9 protein-coding genes are annotated in these 14,552 nt (G+C 63.6%); 6 read left to right on the top strand and 3 right to left on the bottom strand.

Annotation, left to right across the window (positions count from 1 at the left end):
- Position 1: 1 nt before the first annotated feature.
- Positions 2-1,267, bottom strand: a complete 1,266-nt coding sequence (locus tag CFE35_RS01505) for a cystathionine gamma-synthase family protein (RefSeq protein ID WP_292927210.1) — start codon at positions 1,265-1,267, stop codon at positions 2-4.
- Positions 1,257-2,468 (bottom strand): aromatic ring-hydroxylating dioxygenase subunit alpha, encoded by a 1,212-nt coding sequence (locus tag CFE35_RS01500; protein ID WP_292927208.1) that lies wholly within the window; start codon positions 2,466-2,468, stop codon positions 1,257-1,259. The genes CFE35_RS01505 and CFE35_RS01500 overlap by 11 nt, the downstream gene beginning before the upstream one ends.
- A gap of 549 nt (positions 2,469-3,017) precedes the next feature.
- On the opposite strand from CFE35_RS01500, the gene CFE35_RS01495 reads away from it, so the two are divergent.
- The 6 genes from CFE35_RS01495 to CFE35_RS01470 all read left to right on the top strand — a co-directional run bounded on the left by CFE35_RS01495 (position 3,018) and on the right by CFE35_RS01470 (position 13,459).
- Positions 3,018-5,702, top strand: a complete 2,685-nt coding sequence (locus CFE35_RS01495; protein WP_292927206.1) for a TonB-dependent receptor — start codon at positions 3,018-3,020, stop codon at positions 5,700-5,702.
- Positions 5,703-5,827: 125 nt separating this feature from the next.
- A complete protein-coding gene (locus tag CFE35_RS01490) occupies positions 5,828-7,888 on the top strand; it encodes a tetratricopeptide repeat-containing sulfotransferase family protein (protein ID WP_292927204.1) in 2,061 nt (686 codons plus the stop codon).
- 28 nt (positions 7,889-7,916) lie between these two features.
- Positions 7,917-9,227 carry an MFS transporter gene (locus tag CFE35_RS01485; protein WP_292927202.1) on the top strand — a complete coding sequence of 437 codons (1,311 nt, stop codon included), beginning with the start codon at positions 7,917-7,919 and terminating at the stop codon, positions 9,225-9,227.
- Complete coding sequence (locus CFE35_RS01480; protein WP_292927200.1) at positions 9,220-10,662, top strand: aldehyde dehydrogenase family protein; 1,443 nt, start codon at positions 9,220-9,222, stop codon at positions 10,660-10,662. The genes CFE35_RS01485 and CFE35_RS01480 overlap by 8 nt, the downstream gene beginning before the upstream one ends.
- Positions 10,659-11,846 (top strand): mandelate racemase/muconate lactonizing enzyme family protein, encoded by a 1,188-nt coding sequence (locus CFE35_RS01475; protein ID WP_292927198.1) that lies wholly within the window; start codon positions 10,659-10,661, stop codon positions 11,844-11,846. The genes CFE35_RS01480 and CFE35_RS01475 overlap by 4 nt, the downstream gene beginning before the upstream one ends.
- Positions 11,843-13,459 carry a GMC family oxidoreductase N-terminal domain-containing protein gene (locus CFE35_RS01470; RefSeq protein ID WP_292927196.1) on the top strand — a complete coding sequence of 539 codons (1,617 nt, stop codon included), beginning with the start codon at positions 11,843-11,845 and terminating at the stop codon, positions 13,457-13,459. The genes CFE35_RS01475 and CFE35_RS01470 overlap by 4 nt, the downstream gene beginning before the upstream one ends.
- Positions 13,460-13,597: 138 nt before the next feature.
- Here the strand turns inward: CFE35_RS01470 and CFE35_RS01465 are convergent, their stop codons facing one another.
- Positions 13,598-14,551, bottom strand: coding sequence for an NAD(P)-dependent oxidoreductase (locus CFE35_RS01465; protein ID WP_292927194.1), 954 nt, complete (start codon positions 14,549-14,551; stop codon positions 13,598-13,600).
- Between the last annotated feature and the right edge of the window lies 1 nt (position 14,552).

Here is a 14,552-nt window from a genome sequence, read left to right as displayed (position 1 = left end):
TTCAGACTGCCTCAAGTGCCTGGGCGAGATCCGCAATCAGATCATCGACATGTTCGAGCCCGACGGACATGCGCATCGTGCCGTCGGTAATGCCGCCGGCAAGGCGCCCCTCGCGCGGGACGGCGTAGTGGGTGGTGGTGGCCGAATGGCAGATCAGCGTCTCCGATCCGCCGAGGCTGACCGCAAGCTTCAGCAGCTTGAGCGCATCGAGCATCCGGAACGATTCCGCCTCGCAGCCATGGAGGTGGAACGAGAACGTGGAGCCAGCGCCCTTGCACTGCCGGTCGTATACCGCCCGCGCCGGGGTGCCTTCCTTCAGGAAGCCGAGATAGGTGACGCCAGCAACCTTGGGATGATCGCGCAGAAACTCCGCCACCAAACGCGCATTGGCCATCGCGCGCTCGATCCGCACCGAGGCGGATTCGAGGCTGCGCACGACCAGCCACGCCGTGAACGGATCGAGATGGTTGCCCCAGGTGGTTCGCAAAGTGCGCAACTGGTGGATCAGCTCCAGCCTGCCGCTCACCCCACCCGCCAGCAGATCGCTGTGTCCGGCGCAGTATTTCGTCAGCGAGGTCATGCATAGATCGACGCCGTGTTCGATCGGGCGCTGCGAGAACGGCCCGAGCAGCGTGTTGTCTACCACCACCAGCGGGCGGCGGCCGGTTTCGCGGCCGATCTCGTCCGCCACCGCGACCATCAGATCGAGATCGACCATGGCAGCCGTCGGATTGGCCGGGGTTTCCGCCACGATGAGCGCGAGCGGCCCCTTGGCCAGCGCGGCGCGGGCCGCGGCGCGCACGGCATCGGGATCGCAGCCATCGGTATAGGTTTCGACATGCGTGCCGAAGCCCGGCATGACCGAGCCATAGAGCATGTCCACCCCGCCATAGATCGGGCGGCCATGGAGCACGCTGTCACCGGGCTTCACGAAGGTCAGCGCAATCGAGGAATGCGCCGCCATCCCGCTGGAAAAGGCCGCCGCTGCTTCCGCGCCGTCAATCGCGGCAAGGCGCGTTTCCAGAATGTCGAGCCCGGGATGGCCGAGGCGCGAATAGATGTGCCCTTCCCCCTTCTTGCCCGCCAGCGGCCCGGTGCCATCGAAGAACGCCTCATGGACGTCCTTGGCATGCTGGGCGCTGGGGTAGATGAAGGTCGAGGTCAGGTAGACCGGCGGCTTGACCGCGCCGAGCGCATCGGCGGGATCATAACCGAAGGAAACAGCGAGGGTTTCGGGACGAAAGCCCTTGGGGGATTCAGCGACCATGGGTCTCGACATACTTGGCGGCGGTGTTGCAATACCAGTCGGTAAAGCGCAGCGCGAGCATCTCGGCTTCCTTCGAATAAGGGCCGGGGCGATAGCCGGGGCTGTTCACGCCGAGCTGGTTGTTCTCCGCCAATTCCTTGTCCTGCAAGTTGGTGCGCGTCCACAGGTCCGTCAGCGTTTCGATGGTGTAATCCACACCTTCCACCGCGTCCTTGTGGACCAGCCACTTGCCGGTCACGGCGGTTTCATTCGGCCCCACCGGCATCGCGCTGAACATGAAGGTGTGATCGGCGGTGGAATGCATGAAGCAATGCGGATCGACCGCAAGGCGCATCGAGCCGATATCGCCGCCATTGCGATCACACATCAGCTTCTTGACCAGAAACCCGCCGTCCATCGAAAGGGAGAGCACTTCAGGATTGAGCGAGAAGCGCGCAAGCTGCCACCAATCGCCTTCCAGCGCATCGGTGGCGAGGCCGACGGCCGCCATCTGATCAATGAAGGCCTGCACGCGCAGATCGCCATCCACGTCGAAGTGCTTCTTCATCCCCACCGGGAAGGTGCGCGAAAGCTCCGGGTGGCCGGTCGAGCAGTGATAGCACTCGCGCCCGTTCTCCATCACCAGCTTCCAGTTGGCATATTCGGTAATGGTGCTCTCGAACGCAAGCTTGGCGTCCTTGACGTTGTGCGGGGCGAGGTATTCCTCAAGCCGCAGCGCAAATTCGTTGAACGGCGGCGGGTTGTCGTCAAAGCAGATGAACAGGCATCCCGCGACGGCTTCGATCTGGATCGGGCGCAGGCTGTGGGCGGCCTTGTCGAAATCATCGCCCATGCGCATCGCCGAAAGCAGCGAGCCGTCAAGCTCGTAAGTCCAGCGGTGATAGGGGCACACGATCTTGGGCGAAGAACCGCTACCCGCTGCGCAGAGCATGGAACCGCGGTGGCGGCAGGAATTGTGGAACGCACGAATTTCCCCGTCGCGGCCGCGCACGATCAGCACCGGCCACTTGCCGACCATCTGCGCAACATAGCTTCCCGCCTTGGGCAGTTCGCATTCAAAACCGGCCATGAGCCAGCTCGTGCCGAAGATCGCGGCCATGTCGAAATCGAAGGCTGCGGGGTCGTTGTAGAGGCCCTGGGGAAGGCAGTGGGCTTCCGGACGCTCGGCCAGAAGTGCGCCCATCCGGCGAATGTCGATCATGCTAGGAGTGTCCCGAAGTCGCGAGGAACGAATGGCGTACCGGGTGGACCAAGCGTGCGAATGCAGCCAATCGGATTTCCTTATGCCGCTATGGAAAATTGACAAAATGGCATGAGGTGCAGCGCCTTGGGCGGGAAATGATCGCCCGGGCTGGGAAAACCCGTGCGCCGTTCTTAATACAATTCCGCAACAAATCAGCAGCTTGGAAGACACGCTCGGAGGCATGGGCCGAAAAGCGACCAAAATGCCACACCCGCCAGAGTGCTGCAGTGCAGCCAATCTGGGGGTGGATTTAGCCCCTGCTTTCACTTAAGGCTTGCCCAAACGCGACGATGCGCGTGCAAAAACGGGGAGTAAAATCAGGGAATTGCCTGCGTGCAAGCGATCTGGCCAGGTCAGGCCGATCCGGTGTGAAGCGGCTGAACCAACGCCCCTTTCACTTCGCTGCCACAGCAATACCCTGAGTTTCCTGCCCGCGGACGCCCGCCTCGTCTCGCTTTATGGGCCCCGGCCTTGTGCCGGGTGAAAATGGAAACAATGGGGGTACTCATGAAATCACGGTTTATGTTGTCGTGCGCAGCGGCTGCTGTTGCGCTCGGCTCGGGCGAAATGGCGCTCGCACAATCTGCCGCGCAGGCTGGTGATGCCTCCACTTCGTCCGATGTGATCATCGTGACCGCGCAGCGCCGCGATCAGTCGATCCAGGACGTGCCGCTGACGCTGCAGGCGTTCAGCACCGACACGCTGAGCAAGCTCAACGTGACAAACATCGACGGCCTGCTGCGCTACACCCCTAACGTCACCTTCTCGAACAACGGCCCGGGCCAGGGCGCGATCTTCCTGCGCGGTCTTTCGGCCGGCTTCGCAGGCCAGCAGTCCTCGGCAACGATCGGCGGCTTCCCCAACGTGGCGCTCTACCTCGACGATCAGTCGATGCAGTTCCCGGCGCGCAACGCCGACGTCTACCTTGCTGACATGGAGCGCGTCGAAGTGCTCGAGGGCCCGCAGGGCACGCTCTTCGGCGGCGGCGCGCAGGCCGGTGTGGTTCGCTACATCACCAACAAGCCCAAGCTGAGCAAGTTCGAAGGCCGCTTTGAAGGCAGCTTCGGCGGCACCGCAGGCGGCACCACCAACGGCTCGTTCAACGCGATGATCAACGTGCCGATCGTCGAGGACAAGCTCGCGATCCGCGTCGTCGCCTACACCGATCACCGCGGCGGCTATATCGACAACAAGCTGTCGACCTTCACGCGCCGTCCGTCCGACCTTGGTTCGTACTATCTGGCTTATCAGGGCAACGGCAACCAGTTGACCCCGGATCAGCAGAGCCGCGACGGCAAGTACAGCAACGCCGCGCTGGTCGAAGACAATTTCAACCCGGTCGACTACACCGGTGGCCGCCTCGCGCTGGCATGGCAGGTTGCGCCGGATTGGGATCTGCTCGTCACGCAGTCGTACCAGAAGCTGGAATCGAAGGGCACCTTCGCCGTCCAGACCTACACCTACGACTACCAGCCGCTGACAGGCTTGTCCTCGACGCTGTTCTCGCCCCAGTACAACAAGGACGATTACTGGAACACCTCGTGGACGATCAACGGCAAGATCGGCGACAGCATCAAGGTGATCTACACCGGCGCCTATCTGAAGCGCCACATCTCGCAGCAGGGTGACTACACCAACTACGCCCGTGCGACTTACGGCATTTTCTACCAGTGCACCGGCGGTGCGAACTACTACTGGAATGTCGGCAAAGCGCCCTACTGCTACGAGCCCAACAGCCGTTGGAACGACAAGGTGCGCAACACGCACGAAAGCCACGAAGTGCGCCTTTCGTATGACAGCAGCCGTTTGCATGCGATCGTTGGCGGCTACTACGAGAACTTCAAGATCCAGGACAACATGGACTGGTCCTACACGACCATTCCGAACTGCGGCCTCGACTTTGACCGTAGTGCAGCGGGCGCGCTCAACACCGTCTGCCTTGGTCAGGTTGCCCCGAACCCCAGCGCCACGCTCAACGTGCCTGGTCCGCGTGCGCCCGGCGTGTCGTTCGGCCAGGATATCACCCGCGGTTACAAGCAGTACGCTGCTTTCGGTTCGGTCGATTTCGACATCACCGACACCCTGACGCTCACGGCCGGCACCCGCTACTACTCGTATGACAACTTCCAGAAGGGGTCGGTCTACTCCTCGTTCAACGGCGGTTGCTATCAGGTCGCGGTCTGCACGACGGGTTCGAACCTCGATGCGCTGAACCTGAAGAAGAACTACCACGGCTTCCGCAGCAAGGGAACGATCACCTGGAAGCCGAAGCCCGGCACCATGATGTACTTCACCTACAGCGAAGGTTTCCGCCCTGGCGCCTTCAACCGTGGCCCCTCGGCTCGCGTGAAGGATCCGCTGGCGCCGCACGCTCCGCAGCTGCTGGTCTCGGCTGAATACGCACCCGACAACCTGATCAACTACGAAGCGGGCCTCAAGACCGATCTGTTCGACCGCAAGGTCACGTTCAACCTCTCCGCCTACTACATGGAGTGGAAGAACATCCAGATCGGCTTCTTCAACCCGGCCGCAGGCTTCGGCAACACGGCGTTTGCAACCAACGGCCCGACGTACCACATCAAGGGGCTTGAGGCGCAGCTCTCCGCCCGTCTGATGGACGGCCTGACCATCAATGGTTCGGCCACGTACAACGAAAGCAAGCAGGCGAACGCTCCGTGCTTCATCGCCAACAACCCCGGTGTGTCGAGCTTCGGCAAGTGCATCACCGAGGTTTTTGCTGGCGGCACGATCAAGCCGGTGCAGAGCCCGTTCGGTACCGTCGGCAGCATCACGCCGTTCAGCCCCAAGTTCCAGGGCAACATCCGCGCACGCTACGAATGGTCGGGCAAGGGCGGCATGGACTGGTTCATCGGTGCTGGCGTGAATTACATCAGTGCGCAGTTCAACCAGCCCTCGACCTATCCTGATGGTAACGTCCCGGGCAATGGCAACGGGGTTGGCCCGAACGGGATCATCGTTCCCGCCACGACCGTGCTGCGCTACAAGATGCCGGGTTATGCCCTCACCGATGCGCAGATCGGCTTCAGCCGTGACAACTGGACCGTGACGATCTTCGGCGACAACCTGTTCAACAGCCACGCCTCGACGTTCACCAACTCGTCGCAGTACATCAAGACTTCGACGGTCACGCGTCCGCTGACCTACGGCATCAAGATCGCCACCAAGATGTGATCTGATGCGCTTGATTGGAGGGGGTGGTGCCGCAGGGCATCACCCCTTGCTTTCTGGCAGTATACACAATGCGTTGGGCGAGCTTGATGGACACGCGCGGCGAAGGCCGACAGGAAAGAGCGTAGATGGCCACGCAAGCAGACTTGACCCCCTCTGAGACCAACCACCCTGCCCTTTCCGGCGCGCTTCCGGAGGCAGAGATCACCGCGCTCCATGCCCTGCAGGCCAAGGGCGATTATGCCGCAGCGGCGGCAGGCGCCAATCGGCTACTGGCCGCGCACCCGGCCAATCGCGAACTCCTGCTGATCGAAGCGCATTCGCTGCGCATGATCCAGCAGACCGATGCGGCGCTTGCCGTGCTGGAGCGGTTTGCCGCGCATCATCCGAATTACAGCCAGATGTTCCTCGAACGCGGGCTGTGCCATGTCGCGCGACGCGATGCGCCCGCGGCTATCTCCGATCTGCACACCGCCGTCGCGATAAATCCGGCCCTCGTGATGGGCTGGCGCATGCTCGACGGGCTCTACCGCATGACGGGAGACCAGCGCAGCGCCGAGCTCGCCGGCCGCCACGTGGCGCACCTTGCCAGCATTCCGCCCCCGATCGTCCACGCCAAAGTGCTGTTCAGCGACGGCGAGATCGACGCCGCCGAAGCGCTGATCCGCCAGGTCCTGGTGCAGACGGGCGATCATCCCGAAGCCATGCGCCTGCTCGCCCAGATCGGCCACATGCGCAACGTGCTGGATGATGCCGAAGCGCTCTATGAAGGTGTGCTCGCGCTTGTACCCGACCACGACGAAGCCCGGCACGAATATGTGCAGGTGCTGATCGCGCGGCACAAGTTCCCGCAAGCGCGCGAGGCGCTGGAGCCGCTGCTGCGCCGCGATCCGCGCGCCCATGCACACCGCATCCAGGCGGCCACGATCAAGGTCGGCCTTGGCGACTTCGCCAGCGTGATCCCCGAATACCGCGCAATGATTGCCGAGATCACCGGCAATGCGCCCGAGATGCGCATCCGCCGGGCCGATCTCAACTTGTGGCTGGGCCATGCGCTGAAAACCGAAGCGCGCACCGCAGAGGCAATCGACGCCTATCTGGCGGCCACGGCCGACCGGCCCAATTTCGGCGACGCATGGTGGAGCCTCGCCAACCTCAAGACTTATCGCTTCTCGGCCGGATCCATCGCGGTGATGCAAGCCCAGCTCGATGCCGCCACGACTGCCGAAGTCGACCGCATCCACATCGCCTTTGCACTGGGCAAGGCGCTGGAGGATGCAGGCGATTACGAAGCCTCATGGGCGGCTTATGCACGCGGCAATGCCATGCACCGCGCCAGCAACGGCTATATCCCCGAAGTGTTCGAGACCAACACGCGCGAACAGAAGCGCGTGTGCGCACCGGCCTTCTTCGCCGCGCGCGAAGGCTGGGGGCTGGATGATCCCTCCCCCGTCTTCGTGCTCGGCCTGCCGCGTTCCGGCTCTACGCTGATCGAACAGATCCTCGCCTCGCACTCGATGGTCGAAGGCACGCAGGAATTGCCGGATATCCAGCGCATCGTCCACGAACTGCAGGGCCGCGAACTCAACTTCGACCAGCCGCTCTATCCCGGCTCGCTGCAAGACCTCGATGCTGAAGCCGTCCGCGCGTTCGGCGCGCAGTATATTGCCGATACCATGCCCAACCGCATGCTCGGCCGGCCCTATTTCATCGACAAGATGCCCAACAACTTCCGCCATGTCGGCCTGATCCACTTGATCCTGCCGAACGCAAAGATCATCGATGCGCGGCGCGAGCCGATGGCGTGCTGTTTCAGCAATCTCAAGCAGCTGTTCGCGCAAGGGCAGGAATTCACCTACGGGATCGAGGACATCGCTCGGTACTACAAGACCTACGTCGAGCTGATGGACCACTGGGACGCCGTGCTGCCGGGCCGCGTCTTGCGCGTGCAGCATGAGGATGTGGTCGACGATCTCGAAGGCAGCGTGCGCCGCATTCTGGACTACTGCGGCCTCCCGTTCGAAGACGCCTGCATCGAATTCCACAAGACCAAGCGAAGCGTCCGCACGCCAAGCTCGGAACAAGTGCGCCAACCGATCTTCCGCGACGGGCTCGATCAGTGGAAGAAGTTCGAGCCGTGGCTTGCGCCGCTCCGCGAAGCGCTGGGACCACAGCTGGCGCCGCAATAATGATCAGAACAAGGGACAGGAACAGCCAATGGCAGCAATAGGTGCAGGCACAGCCCCGGCGGGCGAGGAAAATGCGTCGGTAACGCTGCGCTGGTATGTCCTCTTCGTGATGATGCTGGCCTACACCATCAACATCGCGGACCGCTATGTGATGTCGACCGTGCTGGAGCAGATCCGGCTCGATCTTAAGCTCAGCGATAGCGGCGTGGCCTTCCTCACCGGCGTTTCGCTCGCGCTCTTCTATGTCAGCATGGGCATTCCGCTGTCGTGGATCGCGGACCGCTACAACCGGCGCAACCTGCTCGCCATCTCGATCACGCTGTGGTCGGTAATGACGACCGCGTGCGGCCTCTCCAAGGGCTACACCCAGTTGCTGCTGGCGCGCATGGGCGTGGGCATCGGCGAAGCGGGCGGCACGCCTTCGTGCAACTCGATCATCTGCGATTATTTCCCCGCCGCACGCCGCCCGATGGCGCTGACGATCTTCTGCCTCGGCGCACCCATCGGCGCATGGATCGGCGCGGACATGGCGGGCGCAGTGGCCAATGCCTATGGCTGGCGCGCGGCGTTCCTCGTGCTCGGCATTCCCGGCGTGCTGCTGGCGGGGCTGATCATGCTCACCATTCGCGAACCGAAGCGCGGCTGCCTCGATGTGATCAAGAGCGACGATGACCCGACGCTTATGGAAACCATGCGCTTCTGCCTGAGCCAGCGTTCGGCGGTGCACGTGATGATGGGCAGCGGCGTGGCCGCCCTGTGGGGCTGGGGCCTGATGTGGTTCATCCCCACCTTCCTCCAGCGGACCTACCAGATCGATGTCGGCGCGGCGGGTGCCATCGTTGGCCCAATCCACCTCGTCATGGGTATCGGCGCCTCGCTGCTGACGGCATGGATCCTTGGCCGGCCTTCGTTCACCGACCCGCGCAAGATCGTCTATCTCCTCGGCGGCGTAACGGCGGTCGCCACTATCCCCGGCATCCTCGCGATCTACACCCACAACATGACGCTGGCGACGGTTTCGCTGTGGCTGTTCATTCCGGGCATCTATTTCTACATCGGCCCGGCGTTCGCGCTCGGCCAGAACCTCGCTCCGCCCAAGATGCGCGCAATGTTCAGCGCCATCGCGCTGCTCATCGCCAACGTGTTCAACCTGATCGTTGCGCCGCAGGGCGTTGGCCTGCTGAGCGACTACTTTGCCGGCCCCGCAGGCCCGGATGCGGCATCGCTGCGCTCGGCGCTGCTGATCCTCGCCCCCACCGGCTTCTGGGCCGCGTTCCACTATTTCATGGCGGCCAAAACGATCGTCGAAGATCAGAAGCGAGCTATCGGTTATGTCTGAGTTGCAGCCCCTCCCCTCCTATATCAATGGCCAGTGGGCGCTGCCCGCCACATCGACGGCGGTGTTCGAAGCCATCAATCCCGCCACCGAAGAGCCCTGCGCCCACGTGGCGTTGTGCGGGCCGGATGATGTGGACCGCGCGATGACAGCGGCCCGCGCCGCGTTCGATGGCTATGCGGCGCTGAGCCTCGAGGAACGCCTGGCCCTCGTCGAAAAGCTGATTGCGGTGTTCGAGGCGCGCTATGACGAAATGGTCAGCGCAATCAGCACCGAGATGGGCGCGCCTTACGACCTCTCGTTCAACGCGCAGGCCGAATGCGGCCCCGGCCACCTCAAGGAAACGGTGAAAGCCGCGCGCGAAATGGAGTGGGAGCGGCCGATGGGCGGGCGCGGACGGCTGGTGCACGAACCGGTCGGCGTCTGCGCGCTCATCACGCCTTGGAACTGGCCGATCAACCAACTCGCCGCCAAAGTCGGCCCGGCGCTGGTAGCGGGTTGCACGATGGTGCTGAAGCCCAGCGAAATCGCGCCGCTTTCCGCGCAGCTCTTTGCCGAATTCATCCACGAGGCGGGCTTCCCGGCGGGTGTGTTCAACATGGTCCACGGCACTGGCCCCGGCATTGGCGATGCGCTGACGAGCCATCCCGAAGCGGACATGGTGTCCTTCACCGGCTCCACCCGTGCGGGCATTCAGGTGGCGAAGTCTGCGGCGGAAACGGTCAAGCGCGTCAGCCAGGAACTGGGCGGCAAGTCCGCCAACATCGTGTTTGCTGATGCCGCTGTGAAAGCGGCCGTCACGCGCGGAGTGCGCCATTGCTTCGGCAATTCGGGCCAATCGTGCAACGCGCCGACGCGTATGCTGGTCGAAGCCTCGGTTTACGAGGAAGCGGTCGCCATCGCCAAGGCTACGGCCGAAAGCGTGAAGCTGGGCGATCCCAAAGAACGCGGACCGCATCTAGGCCCGGTGGTGACCAAGGTGCACTACAACAAGATCCAGCGCCTGATCGAGGCCGGGGTTGCCGAAGGCGCGCGGCTGGTCGTGGGCGGCCCGGGCCGTGCCGAGGGGTTTGACCGGGGCTATTATGTGAAGCCCACCGTGTTTGCCGATGTGACCAACCAGATGACCGTGGCGCGCGAGGAAATCTTCGGCCCGGTTCTGGTGATGATCCCGTTCAAGGACGAGGCCGAGGCCATCGCGATTGCCAACGACACGCCTTATGGCCTTGCGGGCTATGTGCAGAGCGGCGATCTGGCGCGCGCACGGCGCGTGGCGCGCGCGATCCGCGCGGGCAGCGTCTATGTGAACGGCGCGGGGCAGGATTACTGCTCGCCCTTCGGCGGCTACAAGCAATCGGGCAACGGACGTGAATGGGGCGAGTTCGGCCTGCACGACTACCTCGAAATCAAGGTCATCAACGGCTTCGAAGCGGCATGAAGCTCACCGATATCGAGACGTTCGTCGTCGGCAATCCGCCGCCGCATTTCGGCGGGCGCTACTTCGTGTTCGTCAAACTGACGACGGCCTGCGGGATCAGCGGGATCGGGGAAGCCTATTGCGTCCCCTTCTCACCCCACCTCGTGGCGCAGATGATCGAGGATGTGTTCGCGCGCTATGCGGCGGGCCGCGATCCGCACGATATCGAGAACCTGTGGCGGCGGGTCTATTCGAGCGGGTTCACCCAGCATTCCGATCTTTCGGTGATGGGTGTGCTGAGCGCGCTGGAAATGGCGTGCTGGGACATTATCGGCAAGGCGGCTGGGCAACCGGTCTACAAGCTGCTCGGCGGGCAAGTGCACGAACGCCTGCGCGCCTATACCTACATTTACCCCCGCCCCGGCGACCAGACCGACGTCTACCACGATCCGATCCTCGCGGCGGAGCGTTCGGCGGAATACCTCGCCATGGGCTTCACCGCGCTGAAGTTCGATCCCGCTGGCCCTTATTCCGCATTTGACGGGCGGCAGCTGTCGCTCGAAGCGCTCGATCTTTCGGAGCGGTTTGCCAACACCTTGCGCGAAGCGGTGGGGATGAAGGCAGACCTGCTGTTCGGCACGCACGGCCAGATGACGGCGGCAGGCGCGATCCGGCTGGCCAAGCGCCTTGAAGCCGCCGATCCGCTGTGGCTCGAAGAACCGATCCCGCCCGATGCACCTGAGGAAATGGCGAAAGTCGCGCGCGCGACCAGCATTCCCATCGCGACCGGCGAGCGGCTTGCGACGAAGTATGATTTCGCGCGCCTGCTCGATGCGGGCAGCGCAGCGATCCTGCAGATGAACCTCGGCCGCGTTGGCGGGCTGCTCGAAGCCAAGAAGATCGCCGGCATGGCCGAAGTGCGCCATGTGCAGATCGCGCCGCATCTCTATTGCGGCCCGGTGGTGGGCGCGGCCAATATCCAGCTGGCAACAGCGACGCCCAACTTCCTGATCCTTGAGAGCATCGAGGAATGGGGCGGCTTCCATTCGGACATCCTGAAAACGCCCATCCAGTTCGAAGAGGGCCACGTCATTCCGCCGACAGCGCCGGGGCTCGGCGTGGAACTCAACGAAGACGTCGCACGCGCGCATCCCTACACCGGGGATATGCTGCACCTCGAAATGACGCAGCACCCCGTCCGATGAGCGAGACTTTTGACTATATCGTGGTGGGCGCAGGCACCGCCGGGTGCGTGCTGGCCAACCGGCTGACGGAAGACGGCAAGTCCTCCGTTCTGCTGCTCGAAGCGGGCGGCAGCGACCTTTCGATCTGGATCCAGGTGCCCATCGGCTATGGCCGCACCTTCTTCGACAAGCGCATCAACTGGATGTACGATACCGAAGCCGTTGAGGGCCTCGGCGGGCGCAGCAGCTACTGGCCGCGCGGCAAGGTGATCGGCGGCTCCGGCTCGATCAACGCGATGGTTTATGTGCGCGGACAGCCGCGTGACTTTGACGACTGGCGCGCGGCGGGCAACCCCGGCTGGGGCTGGGATGATGTGCTGCCGTTCTTCACCAAGTCCGAAGACTTCGACCGCTTCAGCGCACACCACGGGCGCGGCGGGCCGCAGCACGTGACCGAGATTACCCCGCACGTCCACCCGGTGTGCCACAGCTTCATCGAGACCGCCGAAGGCCTCGGCTTTCCTGTGACGACCGATTTCAACGGCAGCCATCCCGAAGGCGTGGGGTTCTATCAGATCAACACGCGCGGCGGCTGGCGCGCCTCCACCGCCAATGCGTTCCTTCACCCGGCGCGTGGGCGCAAGAACCTTGTGGTGCGCACGAAATCACAGGCGACGCGGGTGCTGTTCGAGGGCAATCGGGCAGTCGGCATCGAATATCGGCGCGGCGGAAAGCTCCATCAGGTCAAGGCACGGCGCGAGGTCATCCTTTCGGGCGGCGCGATCAATTCGCCGCAATTGCTGATGCTGTCCGGCATCGGCGATGGTGCAGCATTGGCGCAGCATGGCATCACCGTGCAGCAGCATCTGCCCGCCGTCGGCCAGAACCTGCAAGACCATCTCGCGGTCTCGTACTTCTACAAGGTGCGCACCGCCACGCTCAACGACGAGCTGCACCCGCTGCTCGGCAAGGCACAGGCCGCGCTGCGCTTCGCGTTTGATCGGCGCGGGCCGCTGTCACTCAGCGTGAACCAGAGCGGCGGGTTCGTGCGCAGCGATCCAGAGGCTCCGAACGTCGATCTGCAGCTCTATTTCAGCCCGGTAAGCTATACCAAGACGCCGCTCGCCGCGCGCAAGCTCCTCAATCCCGATCCGTTTTCCGCCTTCCTGCTCTCGTTCAATCCCTGCCGCCCGACGAGCCGGGGGCATCTGGAACTGCGATCAGCCGATCCGCTGGCCTATCCGGTGATCCAGCCCAACTACCTATCGACCGAGCAGGACATCGCCGAAGTGCGCGCGGGCAATCGCCTGCTGCGCCAGATCGCCGCGAGCCGCCCGCTGGCGGACATGATTACCGAGGAGCTGATCCCCGGCCTTGCCGTGCAAAGCGAGGAAGACCAACTCGCCGATTTCCGCGCGCGGGCGGACACGGTCTATCACCCCACCGGCACTTGCGCGATGGGGCCGGATGCGGCGACGTCGGTGGTCGATGCGCGGCTGCGCGTGCACGGCACCGAAGGCCTGCGCGTGATCGACGCCTCGATCTTCCCGAACATCACCAGCGGCAATACCAATGCGCCGACGGTGATGGTGGCGGAAAAGGGCGCGGCGATGATCCTTGAGGATGCGCGCTAGAGCAGGAGACATCGCATGGAAGCGTCGGCCCGTGCTTGACACGGGCCTTGGCTTTCTTCTTCGGGCACCGCGCCGGAAAAACAGCCCCGCCCCGTGTCAAGCACGGGGTGACGGGAAAAGATCAACGCAAGCCGCGCCTTAACGGCGCGGCACAACTTCATAGCCCTGCTCTTCCGGCTCATCATCGACCATCTGGTCCGGGAACCCCGTCCCCAGCACCTTCAGGCCGACGGGTTCTTCATAGCGGCGGATGATGTTGGGCGAGAACTCGCGCGGGCCGAAGGCGGCTTCGCCTTCCTTGAACAGGCGCACGATCAGCGGCGACATTTCGACCGGCACGCCGGTTTCCTGCGCGAGCTTGTCGAACAAGCCGACGTCCTTGGAGACGAGGTCCATCGTGAAGTTGATGTCGCGGCTGCCGTTGAGGATGACCTGCGATTCCGTCTCGTGGACGAAGCTGTTGCCCGAGGAAATGCGGATCGCCTCATACGTCGTGTTCATGTCGAGGCCCATGGCCTTGCACACGGTCAGCGCCTCGGCCAGCGCGACGAGGTGCGCGGTGCAGAGGAAATTGGTCATCACCTTGAGCTGCGAGGCAGTGCCCCAATCGCCGGTGTGCAGCACGCGGCGGCCCAGCGTGGTGAGCACGGGCAGCACGCGTTCAAAACCCTCGCGCGGGCCAGCGGCGAAGATCGAGATATTGCCGGTGTCCGCGCGGTGGCATCCGCCCGAAACCGGGCATTCCATGAACAGGCCGCCCTTCGCTTCAACCAGCGGGCCGAGGCGCAGGACTTCGGCATAATCGGTCGTGCTCATTTCCATCCACACCTGCCCAGGCCGCATGACGGAGAGGAAACCGTCCTCACCTTCGGCCACGGCCGCGCTGGCAGCGGGCGACGGCAGGCAGGTGATGATGACATCGACCGCTTCGCCGAGCGCCGCCGGGCTGGCCGCTTCCTTGGCCCCGCGCGCGACATATTCCGCGACGAGTTCTGGATTGAGATCGCGCACGGTAACGTCATGACCGTTGCGGATGAGGCTGCCCGCCAGCTTGCCGCCGACATTGCCGAGGCCGATGAAACCGATCTTCATG

Source organism: Novosphingobium sp. PASSN1 (genome assembly GCF_002278815.1).
The sequence above is the reverse complement of the archived record's forward strand: the minus strand, read 5'-3'. Positions and strand labels throughout refer to the sequence as shown.